At 70.8% G+C, this 16,974-nt stretch carries 19 protein-coding genes; 9 read left to right on the top strand and 10 right to left on the bottom strand.

Features of this window, described 5'->3' with window-relative positions:
- Nucleotides 1-150 precede the first annotated feature (150 nt).
- The 3 genes from ABZV77_RS39705 to ABZV77_RS39695 all read left to right on the top strand — a co-directional run bounded on the left by ABZV77_RS39705 (nucleotide 151) and on the right by ABZV77_RS39695 (nucleotide 3,108).
- Nucleotides 151-744, top strand: a complete 594-nt coding sequence (locus ABZV77_RS39705; protein WP_356267739.1) for a 3'-5' exonuclease — start codon at nucleotides 151-153, stop codon at nucleotides 742-744.
- 183 nt (nucleotides 745-927) lie between these two features.
- Nucleotides 928-2,571, top strand: a complete 1,644-nt coding sequence (locus tag ABZV77_RS39700; RefSeq protein WP_356267737.1) for an alpha/beta hydrolase — start codon at nucleotides 928-930, stop codon at nucleotides 2,569-2,571.
- A gap of 207 nt (nucleotides 2,572-2,778) precedes the next feature.
- A complete protein-coding gene (locus ABZV77_RS39695; protein ID WP_356267735.1) occupies nucleotides 2,779-3,108 on the top strand; it encodes a hypothetical protein in 330 nt (109 codons plus the stop codon).
- 70 nt (nucleotides 3,109-3,178) lie between these two features.
- Here the strand turns inward: ABZV77_RS39695 and ABZV77_RS39690 are convergent, their stop codons facing one another.
- Entirely contained in the window at nucleotides 3,179-3,928 is a 750-nt protein-coding gene (locus tag ABZV77_RS39690) for a lysophospholipid acyltransferase family protein (protein ID WP_356267733.1), read from the bottom strand.
- Between the two features lie 227 nt (nucleotides 3,929-4,155).
- Between ABZV77_RS39690 and ABZV77_RS39685 the strand changes: the two genes are divergently transcribed.
- The gene (locus ABZV77_RS39685; protein ID WP_356267731.1) at nucleotides 4,156-4,554 is read left to right on the top strand and encodes an SSI family serine proteinase inhibitor; all 399 of its coding nucleotides are present in this window, start codon (nucleotides 4,156-4,158) and stop codon (nucleotides 4,552-4,554) included.
- A gap of 62 nt (nucleotides 4,555-4,616) precedes the next feature.
- On the opposite strand, the gene ABZV77_RS39680 is transcribed toward ABZV77_RS39685, so the two are convergent.
- The 5 genes from ABZV77_RS39680 to ABZV77_RS39660 form a co-directional block, all read right to left on the bottom strand.
- Nucleotides 4,617-4,775 carry a hypothetical protein gene (locus ABZV77_RS39680; protein WP_107098122.1) on the bottom strand — a complete coding sequence of 53 codons (159 nt, stop codon included), beginning with the start codon at nucleotides 4,773-4,775 and terminating at the stop codon, nucleotides 4,617-4,619.
- An 87-nt stretch (nucleotides 4,776-4,862) separates the two neighbouring features.
- Complete coding sequence (locus ABZV77_RS39675; protein ID WP_356267729.1) at nucleotides 4,863-5,813, bottom strand: cytochrome c oxidase assembly protein; 951 nt, start codon at nucleotides 5,811-5,813, stop codon at nucleotides 4,863-4,865.
- 117 nt (nucleotides 5,814-5,930) lie between these two features.
- Nucleotides 5,931-6,956, bottom strand: coding sequence for a 6-phosphofructokinase (locus ABZV77_RS39670; protein WP_356267727.1), 1,026 nt, complete (start codon nucleotides 6,954-6,956; stop codon nucleotides 5,931-5,933).
- 168 nt (nucleotides 6,957-7,124) lie between these two features.
- Nucleotides 7,125-7,853: a glutamine amidotransferase gene (locus tag ABZV77_RS39665; protein ID WP_055568086.1), complete on the bottom strand. Its 729-nt coding sequence runs from the start codon at nucleotides 7,851-7,853 to the stop codon at nucleotides 7,125-7,127.
- A 23-nt stretch (nucleotides 7,854-7,876) separates the two neighbouring features.
- Nucleotides 7,877-9,115: a MurT ligase domain-containing protein gene (locus ABZV77_RS39660; protein ID WP_356267725.1), complete on the bottom strand. Its 1,239-nt coding sequence runs from the start codon at nucleotides 9,113-9,115 to the stop codon at nucleotides 7,877-7,879.
- A 152-nt stretch (nucleotides 9,116-9,267) separates the two neighbouring features.
- On the opposite strand from ABZV77_RS39660, the gene def reads away from it, so the two are divergent.
- Nucleotides 9,268-9,807: a peptide deformylase gene (def, locus tag ABZV77_RS39655; RefSeq protein ID WP_356267723.1), complete on the top strand. Its 540-nt coding sequence runs from the start codon at nucleotides 9,268-9,270 to the stop codon at nucleotides 9,805-9,807.
- A 2-nt stretch (nucleotides 9,808-9,809) separates the two neighbouring features.
- On the opposite strand, the gene ABZV77_RS39650 is transcribed toward def, so the two are convergent.
- Complete coding sequence (locus ABZV77_RS39650) at nucleotides 9,810-10,454, bottom strand: TetR family transcriptional regulator (protein WP_150164114.1); 645 nt, start codon at nucleotides 10,452-10,454, stop codon at nucleotides 9,810-9,812.
- 164 nt (nucleotides 10,455-10,618) lie between these two features.
- Here ABZV77_RS39650 and ABZV77_RS39645 point away from each other — a divergent pair, with 164 nt between their 5' ends.
- Nucleotides 10,619-11,845: an acyl-CoA dehydrogenase family protein gene (locus ABZV77_RS39645; RefSeq protein WP_356267721.1), complete on the top strand. Its 1,227-nt coding sequence runs from the start codon at nucleotides 10,619-10,621 to the stop codon at nucleotides 11,843-11,845.
- Nucleotides 11,846-11,921: 76 nt separating this feature from the next.
- Here the strand turns inward: ABZV77_RS39645 and ABZV77_RS39640 are convergent, their stop codons facing one another.
- Nucleotides 11,922-12,050: a hypothetical protein gene (locus ABZV77_RS39640; RefSeq protein WP_306337737.1), complete on the bottom strand. Its 129-nt coding sequence runs from the start codon at nucleotides 12,048-12,050 to the stop codon at nucleotides 11,922-11,924.
- A gap of 51 nt (nucleotides 12,051-12,101) precedes the next feature.
- A complete protein-coding gene (locus ABZV77_RS39635; RefSeq protein WP_356267719.1) occupies nucleotides 12,102-14,093 on the bottom strand; it encodes a heavy metal translocating P-type ATPase in 1,992 nt (663 codons plus the stop codon).
- Between the two features lie 95 nt (nucleotides 14,094-14,188).
- On the opposite strand from ABZV77_RS39635, the gene ABZV77_RS39630 reads away from it, so the two are divergent.
- Complete coding sequence (locus tag ABZV77_RS39630) at nucleotides 14,189-14,578, top strand: metalloregulator ArsR/SmtB family transcription factor (protein ID WP_356267717.1); 390 nt, start codon at nucleotides 14,189-14,191, stop codon at nucleotides 14,576-14,578.
- Between the two features lie 6 nt (nucleotides 14,579-14,584).
- Here the strand turns inward: ABZV77_RS39630 and ABZV77_RS39625 are convergent, their stop codons facing one another.
- Nucleotides 14,585-14,887 (bottom strand): hypothetical protein, encoded by a 303-nt coding sequence (locus ABZV77_RS39625; RefSeq protein WP_356267715.1) that lies wholly within the window; start codon nucleotides 14,885-14,887, stop codon nucleotides 14,585-14,587.
- Between the two features lie 210 nt (nucleotides 14,888-15,097).
- Between ABZV77_RS39625 and ABZV77_RS39620 the strand changes: the two genes are divergently transcribed.
- The gene (locus tag ABZV77_RS39620) at nucleotides 15,098-15,541 is read left to right on the top strand and encodes a MarR family transcriptional regulator (protein WP_356267713.1); all 444 of its coding nucleotides are present in this window, start codon (nucleotides 15,098-15,100) and stop codon (nucleotides 15,539-15,541) included.
- Nucleotides 15,538-16,959, top strand: a complete 1,422-nt coding sequence (locus tag ABZV77_RS39615) for an MFS transporter (protein WP_356267711.1) — start codon at nucleotides 15,538-15,540, stop codon at nucleotides 16,957-16,959. The genes ABZV77_RS39620 and ABZV77_RS39615 overlap by 4 nt, the downstream gene beginning before the upstream one ends.
- Nucleotides 16,960-16,974 lie beyond the last annotated feature (15 nt).

Here is a 16,974-nt window from a genome sequence, read left to right as displayed (position 1 = left end):
ACCTTCAGGGGCTCTTCGCGCGCAACGACATTCGGGATTCGGGCGATGGCCCAGCCGTCAGGCCAATGCCGGATACACGTACCGTGAACAGCTGCCGGACATCCCGTGCTCCGGCGTCTTGTCCGGGGCCGCGACGGGCAGGGTGTCAGGATGTCTACCTTCGTCGTGTTCGACCTTGAATTCACCTCGTGGCCCCGGGCGCTGGAACAGGACTGGTCAGCGCCCGGCCAGCTGCGCGAGATCGTGCAGATCGGAGCGTTGCGCCTGCGCGACGACTGCACCGTCATCGAGGAGTACGAGGCTCTCGTGCGCCCCACGGTCAACACCGAGCTGTCCTCGTACTTCACCGAGCTCACCGGCATCAGCCAGCAGGCCGTCGACCACGACGGACTCCCTGCCGCGGAGGCCCTGGGGGACTTCCTCGGTTTCTGCCGGGGCCAGACCGTCCTGTCCTACGGCAACGACATGGTGGTGCTCGGCGAGAACGTCGGCTGGGCGCGCGCCCGCGGCGAACAGATCAAGAACAGCTTCCTCGACGCGGCCTTCGTCAACATCCGCCCCTGGCTGAACACCGTGGCACCGGCCACGGCGCAGGCGAACGTCGGCCGCCTGTGGAACGTACTGGGCCTGCCCAAGCCCGCTGCCGGACAAGAACACTCAGCACTGTTCGACTGCTACTCCTTCGCGGCCGCACTCGGCCATCTGCGCGACAACGGCGCCGCGCTGCCCGAGGGCTGCCGGTAGCCAGCCTCCCTACTTGGCTCCCCTCGCTCGGGGCCCCTCCGCAAGTCCAGGCTGACGTGCCGAAACCGTTCACCGGTACAACCCGCCCCGTTTATCGGATTGGCAAAGAACGCCCGCCACATCTGTTCTCAGCCACCTCACAGGCGCAAGGATCCCCCGTACTGATCGAATCTGCTCGAATCGATGTGCGGGAGGCCCCACTTGAGAAGGTCAGCAGGGACCAGACGGCGGACGGCGGTGTTCGGATCCGCGGGCGCGCTTGTCGCGGCGACACTGATAGCGGGCGCCGTCGCTGCCCCGACGGCGAACGCCGACGTGGCCTCGGCGGCGAAGGCCGACGCGGCCCGCTCCGGCAAGGACCGCGAGGCCCGTGGCGCCGAACTCGCCGCGCAGCGCGCCGCGAAGGCCGGGATCGACTGGCAGGACTGCCCCGCCGACTGGGGGCTGGAGAAGCCCATCCAGTGCGGCTGGGTCACCGTCCCGGTCGACTACGCCAAGCCGAACGGCAAGAAGATCAAGCTCGCCGTCGACCGCATCGGCAGCACCGGGAGCAAGGACGAGCGGCAGGGTTCCCTCGTCTACAACCCGGGCGGCCCCGGCGGCTCCGGCATGCGCTTCCCGCGCCGCGTCACCACCAAGAGCAAGCTGTGGGAGAAGACCGCGAAGGCGTACGACTTCGTGGGCTTCGACCCGCGCGGTGTCGGGCACTCCGCGCCGATCTCCTGCGTCGACCCGCAGGAGTTCGTGAAGGCGCCCAAGCTGGACCCGGTCCCCGACAGCGAGGCCGACAAGCGCGCCCAGCGCAAGCTCGCCGCCGAGTACGCCGATGGCTGCCAGGAGCGCAGCGGCGACCTCCTGCCGCACATGACGACGCCCAACACCGCCCGCGACCTGGACGTCATCCGCGCCGCGCTCGGCGAGAAGAAGCTGAACTTCCTCGGCGTCTCCTACGGCACCTACCTGGGCGCGGTCTACAGCACCCTCTTCCCGGCGCATGTGCGCCGCATGATCTTCGACTCCGTGGTCAACCCGAGCACGGACAAGATCTGGTACGAGGTCAACCTCGACCAGGACGTGGCGTTCGAGAAGCGCCTCATCGACTGGATGACGTGGGTCGCGAAGAACGACCCCGCCTTCCACCTCGGCGACACCTACGACAAGGTCCGCGCCCAGTGGGACAAGCTGCGCGCCACCGCGAAGAAGCAGCCCCTGGACGGCGTCGTCGGCCCGGCCGAGCTGCAGGGCTACTTCCAGAACGCGCCGTACTACGACTCCTCCTGGGTCGAGATCGCGACGAACTGGAGCAAGTACGTCGCCGGTGACCCGAAGCCCCTCGTCGAGGCGGCGGGCCCCGACCTGTCCGACACCGCGGGCAACATCGCCAGCGAGAACGGCAACGCGGTCTACACCGCGGTCGAGTGCGCCGACGCCAAGTGGCCGCGCAGCTGGAAGAAGTGGGACCGCGACAACACCCGCATCCACAAGACCAGCCCCTTCATGACCTGGGGCAACGCCTGGATGAACCTGCCCTGCGCCACCTGGTCCAGCAAGCAGCAGCGCCCGATCGAGGTCCGCACGCACAAGGGCCTGCCGAAGACGCTGATCATGCAGTCCACGCGTGACGCGGCCACGCCGTACCCCGGCGCCGTAGAGCTGCACAAGCGCCTCAAGGGCTCGCGCCTGGTCACGGAGAAGGACGCCGGTTCGCACGGCATCACCAACCTCGCCAACCCGTGCCTCAACGACCGCGTCGACACCTATCTGTTGACCGGCAAGGTGGACGCCTCCGACGTGACGTGCGGCCCCCACGCCACGCCCAAGCCGTAGCGGCCACGCCCAAGCCGTAGCCGCAGGGGGCTCCCGGCGCATCCGGTCGGCCGTCGTGCCGATGGTGCCGCTCGTGAGTCGCGTGCCCCCGGAGCGCACGCCGCGCCGCCTCTCCTTTCGGGTGTCTTCCTGATCGAGGGGCGGCGTGCCCCGGGCGTTCCTGCTGTTCTGAAGCGGACATCGTCCGCTTCAGAACAGGGGTCTCCCATGTACGAGTGGAAACGACTGGCCAGGACAGCCGTGGTGGCCGCATCCGCGGCCGTGCTGGTGACAGGGCTTTCGACCAGCGCCCAGGCCGCATCGGGCACCTTCGCCTACAACCGGGCCGACACCGGCTTCCGGATGGTGATGGAGAACCCGCCGGACGACGAGTGCCTCGTGATGCCGGGCGGCGGTGGTGTCGTCGACAACTTCACGAATACCGTGGCGACGCTCTACAGGGACGAGGGCTGCACCTTGCCGCAGGACACGCTGGCGCCGAACAGCGGTGGTGCCTACGGCGGTGCCACGGTCCCGCATTCGGTGTTCTTCGGCTAGCCGCCGGGGGAGGGGTGCGTCGCCGCGGTGGCGCACCCCGTACCGGACGTCGGTCCAGCCACATGCGCCGTCAGCTCAGCGGCATCCGCGGGAACTTGCGCGGCTCCTTGCCCCCGGCCGCCAAGCGCTCGCGCTCCGCTTCCTCGGCCTCCTCCGCCTTCACGACGGCCGCGTACTTGTCGACGTACTCCTGTCCGGAGAGTCCGAGGATCGCGTACATGATCTCGTCGGTGACGGCCCGGAGCACGGCCTTCTCGTTCTCCATGCCGACGTACCGCGAGAAGTCGAGGGGCTTGCCGAAGCGGATCGTCACCCGCTTGAAGTTCGGGACCTTCTGGCCGGGCGGCTGCGCCTCGAAGGTGCCGATCATGGCGCACGGGACCACCGGAACCTGGGCCTTGAGCGCCATCGCCGCGACGCCGACCTTGCCCTTGTAGAGCCTTCCGTCGTGCGAGCGGGTGCCCTCCGGATAGATGCCGAGCAGCTCGCCCTTGCGCAGCACGCCGAGGCCCTCGCGGATCGCGGCCTGCCCCGCCTCCTTGCCGGAGCGGTCCACCGGGATCTGCCCCGCGCTGCGGAAGAACGCGGCCGTCAGGCGGCCCTTGATGCCGGGGCCCGTGAAGTACTCGGCCTTCGCGAGGAACGTGATGCGGCGCTTGATGATCGCGGGCATCAGGAAGTGGTCGGAGAACGACAGGTGGTTCCCCGCGACGATGGCCGCGCCGGCGTCCGGCACATGTTCCAGGCCCTCGATTCTGGGCCGGAACATCAGCCGGAGCAGCGGGCCGAGGATCACGTGCTTGAGCAGTAGGTAGAACATGGCGGCCGCCTTCCCCCGGATCCCGGTGCCGACGCACAGTAGCCAATCGACGGCGTGGAAGCGAGAGCCCGTTCGGGCCCTTGCGCGGCGCCGGACGGGCGAACGACCGGCGTGGCGGCTCGACGGACGTCCCGGCCGAAGGGTGCCCTGGCCTCTCCCCGGCGTCCTGCGACGCCACGGAACGTCACCGCCGTCGGTACATCCGGCGCGTATCCCGGAGGTCTTCCATGCGCTCGCTCCCCGTCGCTGCCGCCGCCCTCATCGCTCTCGGGGGGCTCACGCCCGCCCATGCGGCGGACCCGGCCCCCACTCCGAAGGACCCGAAGGGCGGGCTCTTCCTCACCGTGTCGGGCGCCGACAACACCTGGATCCGCGGGGTGCTGCTGCGCTGCGCGCCCGAACCGTCGGGGGCCCACCCGCAGGCGGCCAAGGCCTGCGAGGCGATCGCTCAGGCGGGCGGGGACTTCAACGCGCTGCCCGACGACCCGCACGCGTGCACGAAGGAGTTCGACCCGGTCACGGCGACGGTGACCGGGTCGTACGAGGGCCGGGCGATCAGCTGGCACAAGACGTACCCGAACGCCTGCACCATGGACGCGGACACCGGCTACGTGTTCCGCTTCTGAGCCGCGCCGACGCCGGTCGCGCGACGCCGCGCCGAGCGGATCACGGTCGAGCGGCACCGCGGTCATGCGGTGCGCGACAGCACCATCGCCAGCGTGATCAGACCGAGCACGACCCAGCCGAACCACAACCAGCCGTTGCTTCCGAGCGCCACCGTATAGGCCGTCACCATGACGAGACCGCCGATGGTGAACCCACCCATGGTCTTCGTGGAACCTGGCATAGCTCAGCCTCCTCCCGGCAGCCTGCGGCGCCGATGCGCCCAGACCGCGGTCCGAAGACCATCGTCACCCGGGAGGCCCCTCCTGCGCTAGCGTCCGCGTGCGGCCAGTGAGGCCAGATAGGCGTTGTACGCCTCGAGGTCCTTGTCGCCGTCCCGGTCGGCGGCGCGGTCCTTGCGCCGGGCCTCGCGGTCCTCGGACTTGCGCCATTGGAAGAGCAGGGCCACCAGGACCACGACGGACGGGATCTCGCTGAAGGCCCAGGCGATGCCGCCCGCCGCCTCCTGATCGGAGAGCGCGTCGATGCCGAGCGAGGCGGGCGGGTGCATGTACGTACCGATCATCGGCTCGGTCGCCATCATCAGGGCGATGCCGAAGAACGCGTGGAACGGCATGCCCGCGAACAGCTCCAGCATCCGGAAGATGTAACCGGGCCGGTGCGGCCCCGGGTCGACGCCCATGATCGGCCAGAAGAAGACCAGGCCGACGGCGAGGAAGTGGACCATCATCCCGATGTGGCCCGCCTTGGAGCCCATCAGCGTGTCGAAGAGCGGCGTGAAGTAGAGCGCGTACAGGCTCGCGATGAACAGCGGGATCGTGAACGCGGGATGCGTGATGATCTTGATGTAGCGGCTGTGCAGCAGCCAGAGGAGCCACTCGCGCGGGCCCTTGCGGCCGCGCCCCGCCGTCGGCAGCGCACGCAGCGCCAGCGTGATCGGCGCACCGAGCAGCAGCAGGATCGGCGACAGCATGCTGATCACCATGTGCTGCACCATGTGCACGCTGAACATGACCATGCCGTAGTCGTTGAGCTTGGTGCACATCACGAGGAGCACGGTCAGGACGCCGAGCACGAACGAGATCGTGCGGCCCACCGGCCACTTGTCACCGCGTCGCACCAGCCGCGCCACGCCCCACCCGTACAGGGCGAGGGCCACCAGGCAGCCGATGAGGAAGAAGGGGTCGGCCGACAGCTCGAGGCCTCTCCCCAGCGTGAACGGCGGCAGATCCATGTTCATGCCGTGCCCGCTGTGATCCATCCAATGGCTCCTGATTCGTGCGGATTGTGCGAGGTGTGTCGGCACCAGAGTAGAACTGCCCCCGGCCGCTGACGCGACCGGGGGCAAGTAGTACAACGAGCAACAGGACTCGGGGTCCTAAAGAACGCACTCCGCTTCGGCGTACCGCTCCTCGGGCACGGTCTTCAGCGTCTCGACGGCCTCGGCCAGCGGCACCATCGTGATGTCCGTGCCGCGCAGCGCCGTCATCCTGCCGAACTCGCCGCGGTGCACGGCCTCCACGGCGTGCCAGCCGAAGCGGGTCGCGAGCACGCGGTCGTACGCGGTCGGGGTGCCGCCGCGCTGGACGTGGCCGAGGATGACCGGGCGGGCCTCCTTGCCGAGGCGCTGCTCCAGTTCGAGGGAGAGCTGCCGGGCGATGCCTGCGAACCGCTCGTGGCCGTAGACGTCCTTGCCGCCCTCGTCGTACTCCATGGAGCCCGCTCGGGGCTTGGCGCCCTCGGCGGCCACGACGATCGCGAACTTCTTGCCCGCGGAGAAGCGTTCCCCCACCTTCTGGGCCAGCTCTTCGATGTCGAAGGGGCGTTCCGGTACGACGATGGCGTGCGCGCCCGCGGCCATGCCCGAGTGCAGGGCGATCCAGCCGGTGTGCCGGCCCATCACCTCGACGATGAGCACGCGCTGGTGCGACTCCGCGGTGGTCTTGAGGCGGTCGAGGGCCTCGGTCGCGACGCCGACGGCCGTGTCGAAGCCGAAGGTGACGTCCGTGACGGCGATGTCGTTGTCGATGGTCTTGGGGACGCCGACGATGGGCAGGCCCGCGTCCGAGAGGAGCCGGGCCGCCTTGAGGGTGCCCTCACCGCCGATCGGGATGATCGCGTCGAGGCCGAGGTCGGCGACGTGCCCCTTGGCGCGCTCGACGCCGTCCCGCAGGTTCGCGGGCTGGACGCGGGAGGAGCCGAGGATCGTGCCGCCGCGGGCGAGGATGCCGCCCACCGCGTCGAGGTCGAGCTTGCGGTAGTCGCATTCCAGGAGGCCTTTCCAGCCGTCGTGGAAGCCGATGACCTCGTCGCCGTGGTCCACCACCGCGCGGTGCACGACGGAGCGGATGACGGCGTTCAGGCCGGGGCAGTCGCCGCCGGAGGTCAGGACACCAATGCGCATTGCCCGGAATACCTTTGCAACGTGGGTCGATGACCGGACCACGTCGTCCGGCTGGATCCCCGCCACCCTATAGGCGCCGGGGGGCGGGGCCGCACCTGGCGTCCGAGGGCTGGACGCCCCCGCTCACATGTGCGGGCGGGGCGTCAAGCGGGCCCTCGTTGCGGGGTGTTACGCGGGCTGCTGGGCGGCGTTGATGCGCTCGGTGCGCAGCGCCTCGTACCAGCGGTCGTCCGTCGGCGGCAGCGCGTTCACATCGAGGGCCAGCTTCAGGAGCAGGTCCGCGATGAGCGGGTTGCGGGCGAGGACGGGGCCGTGCATGTACGTCCCGAAGACCGTGCCGTTGTACGCGCCTTCGGTGCCGTCGCCCGTGCCGTTGCCGCGGCCGAGGGTGACCCGGGCGAAGGGGCGCGCGGCCGGGCCGACGTGCGTGATGCCCTGGTGGTTCTCGAAGCCGGTCAGCGGCGGCAGGCCGAGCTGCGGGTCGATGTCGCCGAGCACGTCGCCGACGCACCGGTCGCCCTCGCCGCGGGTGGAGACCACGTCGAGGAGGCCGAGACCCGGCTCGCGCTGGCCGAGGTCGTTGATGAACTCGTTGCCGAGGATCTGGTATCCGGCGCAGACCGAGAAGACGATCGCGCCGTTGCCCACCGCGCGCGCCAGGCCGCCGTCGCGGCGCAGCCGCTCGGCGGCGAGACGCTGGGGGCGGTCCTCGCCGCCACCGATCAGGTAGATGTCGCCGGAGGTGGGCACCGGCTGGTCGCTGCGCACGTCGTAGCGCTCGACCTGGAGACCGCGCTGACGCGCGCGGCGCTCCACCACCAGGGCGTTGCCCTGGTCTCCGTACGTGCTCAGCAGGTCGGGGTAGACCCACACCAGCCGCAGGCTGTTGTCGCTCATGCTCATGTCCTTATCCGGGCGGGTCAGTTGCCGACGCGGCGGCGAAGGTCCTGGAACGCGGTGTAGTTCGCGATCGTCTCGATGCGTCCCGGCGGGGCGAGCTGCACCGCCTCGTCGACGGTCTCGCAGACCCGGAAGTCCAGGCCCGCGACCTCGAGGCGCACGGCGAGGTCCAGCTTGCGGTCGCCGAGCACGAAGATCGGGTGACCGGCGAGGCGGGTGTAGTCGACGTCCCAGAGCCAGGAGGTGTCCGTGCCGTCCGCGCCGCGCGCGTTCACGGCGAGGATCACCGGGGTCGGCGGCGGGTCGATCAGCGAAAACGTTTCGAGCCAGCCCGCGGGGTTCTTCGCGAGGAGCAGCCGCAGGTCACGGCCCTGGAACTGCACGACGTCATAGCGTCCGGCGACCGCCTGCACCTGGTACATGCGCTCGAGGGCCACCTGCGGCGGCACTCCGAAGACGGCGGCCACGGCGGCCGACGAGGCGGCGTTGGCCTTGTTCGCCCGGCCCGGCAGCTGCAGGTGGATCGGCCACGCGGAGCCGTGCGGGTCCAGGACGTGGTCGCCGGAGAGGACCCAGCTGGGCGCCGGGCGGCGGAATCCGCACTCGCCGCAGAACCAGTCGTCCCCGGGGCGCTGCATGACGCCGCCGCAGGACGGGCACGACCAGGCGTCGTCCTTCCACTCCTGGCCCGCCGCCACCCACACCACGTTCGGCGAGGAGGAGGACGCCCAGACGACCAGCGGGTCGTCGGCGTTGGCGATGATCACGGCCTTGGAACCGGACAGGCCCTCGCGCCACTTCTCGGCGAGCATGCGGGTCTCTCCGGCGCGGTCCAGCTGGTCGCGCGAGAGGTTGAGCAGCGCGATCACCTTCGGGGAGACGTCGCGGGCGACGCCCGCGAGGTACTTCTCGTCGACCTCGATCACGCCGTACTTCGCGTCGGATCCGCCGGCGAGCGCCGAGGTGATTCCGGCGGGCATGTTCGCACCGAGCGCGTTCGAGACGACCGGGCCGCTGGCCCGCAGCGCCTCGGCGATCAGACGCGTGGTGGTCGTCTTGCCGTTGGTGGCCGACACGAGGACCACGTCCAGGTGCGTGGCGAGCCGTCCGAGCAGCTCGGGGTCGAGCCTGAGCGCGACCTTGCCGCCGATCACCGATCCGCTGCCGCGGCCCGCTGCCCGGGACACCGCCGCGGCCGCCTTGCCCGCCGTCACGGCCAGCTTGGCCCGCGGCGACAGCGGGTCCGTGTTGCCTGACATCTGTCGAGATCCTCCTTGCGTACGGCGCCGCGCCTGCCCCCGGCATCGTTTCGCTGCTCAGCCTATCGAGATCCGTTGACAAGCCCGAATCACGGCACCACCTCGGCACCTCGCCGGTGCCGCTCCGTCCCCCGGACCGTACTCTTGCCGCCATGCGACACAGCACGATCCCAGGCGCCTCGGGGCGCGTTCGACCTCTGACCCTGCTCGGTGACCCGGTGCTGCACGCGCCGTGCGAGGAGGTCACCGACTTCGGCCCCGAACTGGCGGTCCTCATCGAGGACATGTTCGCGACGATGTACGCCGCGCGGGGCGCGGGGCTCGCCGCGAACCAGGTCGGCGTGAGCCTGCGGGTGTTCGTCTACGACTGCCCCGACGACGAGGACGTCCGGCACCTCGGGCACGTGGTCAACCCCAGGCTCGTCGAGGCGGACGGCGTGACGCTGCGCGGCCCGGAGGGCTGTCTGTCGCTGCCCGGCCTCGAGGCGGGCACGCCGCGCTTCGACCACGCCGTGGTCGAAGGCTTCGATCTGCGGGGGGAGCCGATCGAGGTGCACGGCACGGGCTGGTTCGCCCGCTGCCTCCAGCACGAGTGCGACCACCTCGACGGTGGTGTCTACACCGAGCGCGTCACGGGCTGGCGGCGCCGCAGGGTGCTGCGGGCCGCCGCCAAGGCCCCCTGGAACGTGTGAGGTCAGAACCCGGGACCTCCGACGCGGTTGCCCGCCGCCGCGAGCCGACCCCACAGGAGGTCGGCCAGACTGCGTACCAATTGGGCGCGGGGGCAGGGCCGTTCGCCGAGCCACCAGTCGCCGGCCGCGTGCATCATGCCGACGATGCCGTGCCCCCACACCCGGGCGAGCTGGGCGCTCTCCGGGCCGAGGTCGACGCGCTCCTCGATGACCTCCGCGAGCTCCTCGCCGAGGCGGCGCAGCAGGGGGGCCGAGTGCAGCCCGACGTCGAAGCCCTGCTCGCCGGGGGAGGGGGCCTCCGACGGATGCATGAGGAAGCGGTAGACCTGCGGGCGGGCCTCGATGGCCGCGAGATAGGTGTCGAGCGTCGCCTCGACCCGCTCCCTGCGCTCGGCAGGGGCGTCGAGCGCGGCGCGCAGGGCCTCCAGGAGGGCGTCGGTGTGCCGCTTGGCGAGCGCGGCGTACAGGCCGCCCTTGTCGCCGAAGTGGCGGTAGAGGATCGGCTTGGTGATGCCCGCCTCGGCGGCGATGGCGTTCATCGAGGCGCCGGGGCCGTCGCGGAGCACGACCCGGTCGGCGGCCTCGAGCAGCTCTCGCCGTCGGTGCTCCGCGGACCGTTGCTGATCGGTCCGCTGCGTGGTCTCCATCGTTTCTCCCCGCCCGTGCTGAATCGGTGACGCACGCGCAACGTAACACCCGGCGTCCCGTGCGTATCGAACGGGCCATCGGGAGTTGACATGGACTACTGGCCAGTAACAGACTGCGGTTACCGCAAGTAACGTCGCAGATGATCGCAGGTCCTGGAGGGGTCATGGCCGAGTTCACCATGGAGCTCAACGACGAACAGAAGGAGGTCCGGGACTGGCTCCACGGGTTCGCCGCCGATGTGATCCGCCCCGCGGCCGCCGAGTGGGACGAGCGCGAAGAGACCCCGTGGCCCATCATCCAGGAAGCGGCGAAGCTGGGGATCTACTCGCTCGATTTCTACGCACAGCAGTTCTTCGACCCCTCGGGCCTCGGCATCCCGATGGCGACGGAGGAGATCTTCTGGGGTGACGCGGGCATCGGCCTGTCCATCATGGGCACGGGTCTGGCCGCCGTCGGCGTGCTGGCCAACGGCACCGAGGAACAGATCGGCACCTGGATCCCGCAGATGTACGGCGACGTGAACGACGTGAAGGTCGCCGCCTTCTGCTCCTCGGAGCCCGACGCGGGCTCCGACGTGGCGGCCATGCGCACCCGCGCCGTCTACGACGAGGCCAAGGACGAGTGGGTCCTCAACGGCACGAAGACCTGGGCGACCAACGGCGGCATAGCCAACGTCCACGTCGTCGTCGCGGTCGTCGACCCCGAGCTCGGCTCGAAGGGGCACGCCTCCTTCATCGTGCCGCCGAACACCCCGGGCCTGTCCCAGGGGCAGAAGTTCAAGAAGCACGGCATCCGCGCCTCGCACACCGCCGAGGTCGTCCTGGAGGACGTCCGCGTACCGGGTCACTGCCTGCTCGGCGGCAAGGAGAAGCTGGACGACCGCATGGCCCGTGCGCGGGAGCGCGCCAAGTCCGGCGGCGAGCGCGTCAAGAACGCGGCGATGGCCACCTTCGAGGCCTCCCGCCCGGCGGTCGGCGCGATGGCGGTCGGCACGGCGCGTGCCGCGTACGAAGAGGCCCTGGAGTACGCCAAGACGCGCACCCAGTTCGGCCGCCCGATCATCGACAACCAGGGCATCGCCTTCCAGCTCGCCGACATGCGCACCCAGATCGACGCGGCGCGCCTCCTGGTGTGGCGCGCCTCCTGGATGGCCACCACCGGCAAGAAGTTCGAGTCGGCCGAGGGCTCCATGTCGAAGCTGTACGCGAGCGAGGTCGCCAAGAAGGTCACCGCACAGGCCGTGCAGATCCTCGGCGGCAACGGCTTCACCCGCGAGTACCCGGTGGAGCGCATGCACCGCGACGCCGCGATCTACACGATCTTCGAGGGCACGAGCGAGATCCAGCGTCTCGTCATCGCGCGGACGCTTTCGGGGATGCCGATCCGCTAGGACCACCCCCTGAAGAGCTGAAGAGAAGCCCCTCGGTGCTGTTCGCCGAGGGGCTTCTCTTCGGGTTCGGGGGGGGCTACTTCCGGCGCCGGAAGGTCAGCCAGATCCGGGCCGCGACCAGCCCGAGAACCACTACGCCGACGGTGATCTGCATCCAGCGCGGGAGGGCGCCCGAACCGGGGAGGTACAGGGCGAGGGTGGTCACGTCGTGCTCCTTGTCAGGGGTGGGGAGTGACGGACATTCTGCTACGGCGGCTCACCGCATGGCCCCCGCCGCGCGGTTCCAGGCGGCGTCACGCAGCAGACGCAGCCCGTTGAGGCCGACGACGACGGTGGAGCCCTCGTGGCCGAGAACGCCGAGCGGCAGCGGCAGGTTGCCCGCCAGGTCCCAGACGACCAGGCCGGAGACGAACACTCCGGCGATGACCAGGTTCTGCACCACCAGGCGGCGGGCCGCCCGCGACAGGGCGATGACCTGGGGGACGGTGGCGAGTTCGTCGCGGACGACGACGGCGTCCGCGGTCTCCAGGGTGAGGTCGGACCCCGCGCGGCCCATGGCGATTCCGGTGTGGGCGGCGGCCAGGGCCGGGGCGTCGTTGACGCCGTCGCCGAGAACCAGCGTCTTGCGGCCACGGGCCGCCAGGCGCCGTACGACGTCGACCTTGTCCTGGGGCAGGAGTCCGGCGTGGACCTCGTCACCGGCGATGCCGGCCTCGGCGGCCAGGCGGGCGGCGGCGCAGGGGTTGTCGCCCGTCAGCAGCATCGGTGAACCACCGGTCAGTTCGGTCAGGTCGGCGACGGTCGTGGCGGCGTCGGGACGCAGCCGGTCGGCGATGCCCAGCACTCCCACAGGGACCTCGTCGAGGAGAACCAGGACGGCCGTGCGGCCGCCGTCCTCCAGATCGCCCGCGGCCTCGGCGGCGCTGACCGTCGCGGTGTCGTCGTGGTGGTCGAGGAGGCGAGCGGGTGCGCCGACCGTGACGGTGCGGCCGGTGACCGTGGCGGTGACGCCGACGCCGGGCGTGGAGGTGAAGTCCCGCACGTCGGCGATGGCCAGGCCGCGCGTGCGGGCGGCGTCGACGACGGCGCGGGCCAGGGGGTGTTCGCTGGGGTACTCGGCGGCGGCCGCCAGCGCCAGCAGGGCGTCATGGGACAGCCCGGAGCCGGGCAGCGGGCGGATGTCGGTGACGCGAGGGGTGCCCTCGGTCAGGGTGCCGGTCTTGTCCAGGGCGACCGCGTCGACCTGCCCGAGACGCTCCATCACCACGGCGGACTTCACCAGGACGCCATGGCGTCCGGCGTTGGCGATCGCCGACTGCAGCGGAGGCATCGTCGCAAGGACCACCGCGCACGGCGAGGCCACGATCATGAAAGTCATCGCCCGCAGCAGCGAAGCGGTCAGGTCCGCGCCGAACGCGAGGGGGACCAGGAAGACGGCCAGCGTCGCCACGACCATGCCCATGCTGTACCGCTGCTCGACCTTCTCGATGAACAGCTGGGTCGGCGCCTTCGTCTCGGCGGCCTCCTCGACCATCGCCACGATCCGGGCGATCACCGAGTCCGAGGCGTCCCGCTCGACCTTGACCCGCAGGGCACCGGTGCCGTTCAGCGTGCCTGCGAAGACCTCGTCCCCGGCCTCCTTCACGACGGGCAGCGACTCACCGGTGATGGTGGCCTGGTCCACCTCGCTGAGCCCGGACAGGACGCGGCCGTCCGCGCCGACCCGCTCGCCGGGGCGGACCAGAACGGTGTCCCCGACCACCAGCTCCTGCGTCGGGACCGTCGACTCGCTGCCGTCGTCGGCCAGGCGGGTGGCGACGCTCGGCGCGAGGTCGAGCAGACCGCGCACCGCGTCCTGGGTCCGGGCGGTGGCCAGGGCCTCCAGCGCGCCGGAGGTGGCGAAGATGACGATCAGCAGCGCGCCGTCCATCGGCTGCCCGATCGAGGCCGCGCCGATCGCGGCCACGATCATCAGCAGATCCACATCCAGGGTCTTCTCCCGCAGCGCCGTCAGCCCCGCCCAGGCCGGTTCCCACCCGCCGGTCACGTAGGCGGCGGCGTAGAGAGGGCCCCACGACCAGGCGGCTGCGCCGGTCAGCTGGAGCGGCAGCGCGATCAGGAACAGCACCAGTGCCGCGGCGGCCCAGCGCGCTTCCGCCAGGGCGAACACCCGGGTACGTCGCTTCGGCGCGGTATCCGGGGCAGTCGGCGCTGCCTGCGCGGGCCGCTGGATCAGGTCGGAAGGCATGGCAAAGAGACCCCTTCGGGGCGGAGGACGGCGACGCGCCCACCGTACAGGAACACCTGAACAGGTCTTCATATGTGACCGGTAGGATGGGCGCCATGGGTCACGGAGCCGACGTCACGAACCACGCCAGCCCCCGCGAGCGCCTGGATGCGGTGGGGGCGACCGACGTCGCCGCCACCCTTCAGGCCCTGGCCACCCCTTCGCGGCTGTACATCCTGGCCCGCCTCCAGGAAGGCCCCTGCGCGGTCGGCGACCTCGCCGAGGCCGTGGGCATGGAAGCCTCGGCCTGCTCCCACCAGCTCCGCCTGCTGCGCAATCTCGGACTCGTCACCGGGGAGCGCCGGGGCCGGTCCATCGTCTACGCCCTCTATGACGGCCACGTCGCCGAGCTGCTGGAGCAGGCTCTCTTCCACGTCGAGCACCTGCGGCTCGGTCTGCGCGACGCCCCCGCGGCCGAAGCGGCCCCGGCTGCGGCCCGGCCGTAAGTTCCCCTACTGGGGCGCCGGTTCCGCGGTGCGCGCCAGGACGACGGGGTCGGACGTCGCGTCCCGGGCCTCCTCGGACAGCATGCCGACGGGTCGGCCCGTCGAGCGCTCCGCGCTCTTGCGGGCGAGGTCGCCGACGATGTGGGCGGCGGGCTGGATCTCCTCGCGCGGGGTGAGGCGGGGTGGCGGCCCGGTCGTGGTGTGGTGGATCTCGGTGGTGTCGGCGAACGCCGCCGCCGTCGGCATGGCGACGGCAGCGAGCGCCGCGACGACGATCATGAGTGCCCTCATTCGTATGCGGATGGGCATGGTCTCTTTCCTCTGGGGTGGACGCGGGTGGGCTGGGCGCGTGAGGTGCGCGGCGACAGTCACGAAGCTACGCACTCAACATCAAGTCGATACGTAAGGGATGTAACGGGCACGAGGCGTATCCAGCGCGAAAACGGAACCGCATCCGGCGGCGGCGAAAGTAGAAAGTCAGACTTGCAAGTCTGGCTGTCGATCTCGTAACGTGACGGTATGAGCGGACCCGTGGACGAACCGACGCCCGAGCAAGTCGCCGCCGACCTCACACACGTCGTAGGACATCTCGTACGAAAGCTGCGCAGCGCCTCGCCGATGAACGGGCTCAGCCCCTCGCAGCGCTCCGTGCTCGCCCGCCTCGACCGGGGCGGCCCCAGCACCACCGCGGGCCTGGCGCGCGCCGAGTTCGTGCGGCCGCAGTCGATGCGGATGACCGTGGCCGCCCTTGAATCCATGGAGCTGATCGAGCGGGCACCCGACCCGGACGACGGGCGCCAGTCCGTGGTCTCCCTGACCGACGAGGGCCGCCGCACCGTCACCGACGGACGGGCCGCCAAGCGGGGCTGGCTGTCGGACACGGTCGCCGAGGAGCTCGACCAGGCGGAGCTGCGCAGACTCGCCGACGCCATCGTGCTGCTGGAGCGACTGGTGCAGAAGTGAGGGTCACGTCCGTCGCGAGGGCGAAGCGACCGGCGCCGGAGCGGCCCGGCTTCGGGGCGCGGCTGACCGCACCGCTGCTCCTCGGCTCGCTGCTCAATCCCCTCAACACCACGATGATCTCCACCGGCCTGGTGGCGATCGGCCACGACTTCGGCGTCGGCGCCTCCGACACCGCATGGCTCGTCTCCGTGCTCTACCTCGCGAGCGCCGTCGCCCAGCCCGTGCTCGGCAAGCTCGCCGACGGCATCGGACCGCGCCGTGTCTTCCTCGGCGGGCTCGTGCTCGTCGTCGCGTCCGGCCTCGTCGGGGCGCTCGCCCCTGGATTCGGGTGGCTGCTCGTCTCCCGGGCGCTGCTCGGCGTCGGCTCGTCCGCCGCGTACCCTGCCGCGATGGCCGTCCTGCGCGACGAGTCCACGAGGCTCGGCAGCCCGACCCCGCGCACCGTCCTGGGCCGCCTCTCCTTCGCGGCGCTCGGCAGCGCGGCGATCGGCCCGACGCTCGGCGGACTCCTCGTCGCTACCGCGGGCTGGCGCGCCGTCTTCGCCGTCAACGTGCCGGTGGCGCTCATCGCGTACGCCACCGCCCTGTGGTGGATCCCCAAGGACATCCCGCGCGAGACCCCGGCGGCAGGCCGGGCGAAGACGCTCGACCCGCTCGGCATAACGCTCTTCACGGGCGCACTGAGCTGCCTCGTCGTGTTCCTGCTCGACCTGCGCCATCCGATGTGGCTGCTACTGGCCCCGGTCGTCCTGCTCTCCGCGCTGCTCACCTGGTGGCAGCTGCGCCACCCGCACCCCTTCATCGACCTGCGCATGCTGGGCGCCAACCACGCGCTCGCCCGCACCTACCTGCGGCACGGACTGAGCTACCTCGTCGTGTACTGCGTGATGTACGGCTTCACACAGTGGCTGGAGGAGGAACGCGGCTACTCCTCGCTGCACACCGGACTCGTCATGCTGCCGATGTCCCTGGCCGCGCTGGCCTGTTCGCTGATCGGGGCGCGCACCAAGGGCATCCGCGCACCGCTCACCGTCGCCGCCGTGCTCCTCACCGCGGGCAGCTCGCTGCTGCTCTGCACCACGGGGTCCACGCCGCTCGCCGTACTGCTTCTGGCCGGGGCCTGCTTCGGGATTCCGCAGGGGCTCATGGGCACCGGCAACCAGGCCGCCGTGCAGCAGTTCGCGCCCGCCGACGCCATCGGGTCGGCGGCGGGACTCCAGCGCACCGCGCAGTACATCGGCGCCATCACGGCCTCCGGCCTGATCGGCCTCGCCTACGGGCAGCGGGCCGACGACGGCGGGCTGCACCTCATGGCCGCCGTCGGCGCCGTCCTGGCGCTGGCCCTGATCGTCCTGACCGCCACGGACCGCGCGCTGGGCCGCCGCCCCGGCCGGGACCAGGAAACCAAGAACGCGTGAGGCAAGAACGCATGA

The sequence above is a fragment of the Streptomyces sp. NPDC004732 genome (assembly GCF_040609235.1).
Classification (GTDB): domain Bacteria; phylum Actinomycetota; class Actinomycetes; order Streptomycetales; family Streptomycetaceae; genus Streptomyces.
The sequence above is the reverse complement of the archived record's forward strand: the minus strand, read 5'-3'. Positions and strand labels throughout refer to the sequence as shown.

What these genes read in the sequence shown, in the direction of transcription:
- ABZV77_RS39705 (WP_356267739.1), top strand. Translation starts at nt 151, where the DNA reads ATGTCTACCTTCGTCGTGTTCGACCTTGAATTCACCTCGTGGCCCCGG.
- ABZV77_RS39700 (WP_356267737.1), top strand. Translation starts at nt 928, where the DNA reads ATGTGCGGGAGGCCCCACTTGAGAAGGTCAGCAGGGACCAGACGGCGG.
- ABZV77_RS39695 (WP_356267735.1), top strand. Translation starts at nt 2,779, where the DNA reads ATGTACGAGTGGAAACGACTGGCCAGGACAGCCGTGGTGGCCGCATCC.
- ABZV77_RS39690 (WP_356267733.1), bottom strand. Translation starts at nt 3,928, where the DNA reads ATGTTCTACCTACTGCTCAAGCACGTGATCCTCGGCCCGCTGCTCCGG.
- ABZV77_RS39685 (WP_356267731.1), top strand. Translation starts at nt 4,156, where the DNA reads ATGCGCTCGCTCCCCGTCGCTGCCGCCGCCCTCATCGCTCTCGGGGGG.
- ABZV77_RS39680 (WP_107098122.1), bottom strand. Translation starts at nt 4,775, where the DNA reads ATGCCAGGTTCCACGAAGACCATGGGTGGGTTCACCATCGGCGGTCTC.
- ABZV77_RS39675 (WP_356267729.1), bottom strand. Translation starts at nt 5,813, where the DNA reads ATGGATCACAGCGGGCACGGCATGAACATGGATCTGCCGCCGTTCACG.
- ABZV77_RS39670 (WP_356267727.1), bottom strand. Translation starts at nt 6,956, where the DNA reads ATGCGCATTGGTGTCCTGACCTCCGGCGGCGACTGCCCCGGCCTGAAC.
- ABZV77_RS39665 (WP_055568086.1), bottom strand. Translation starts at nt 7,853, where the DNA reads ATGAGCGACAACAGCCTGCGGCTGGTGTGGGTCTACCCCGACCTGCTG.
- ABZV77_RS39660 (WP_356267725.1), bottom strand. Translation starts at nt 9,115, where the DNA reads ATGTCAGGCAACACGGACCCGCTGTCGCCGCGGGCCAAGCTGGCCGTG.
- def (WP_356267723.1), top strand. Translation starts at nt 9,268, where the DNA reads ATGCGACACAGCACGATCCCAGGCGCCTCGGGGCGCGTTCGACCTCTG.
- ABZV77_RS39650 (WP_150164114.1), bottom strand. Translation starts at nt 10,454, where the DNA reads ATGGAGACCACGCAGCGGACCGATCAGCAACGGTCCGCGGAGCACCGA.
- ABZV77_RS39645 (WP_356267721.1), top strand. Translation starts at nt 10,619, where the DNA reads ATGGCCGAGTTCACCATGGAGCTCAACGACGAACAGAAGGAGGTCCGG.
- ABZV77_RS39635 (WP_356267719.1), bottom strand. Translation starts at nt 14,093, where the DNA reads ATGCCTTCCGACCTGATCCAGCGGCCCGCGCAGGCAGCGCCGACTGCC.
- ABZV77_RS39630 (WP_356267717.1), top strand. Translation starts at nt 14,189, where the DNA reads ATGGGTCACGGAGCCGACGTCACGAACCACGCCAGCCCCCGCGAGCGC.
- ABZV77_RS39625 (WP_356267715.1), bottom strand. Translation starts at nt 14,887, where the DNA reads ATGCCCATCCGCATACGAATGAGGGCACTCATGATCGTCGTCGCGGCG.
- ABZV77_RS39620 (WP_356267713.1), top strand. Translation starts at nt 15,098, where the DNA reads ATGAGCGGACCCGTGGACGAACCGACGCCCGAGCAAGTCGCCGCCGAC.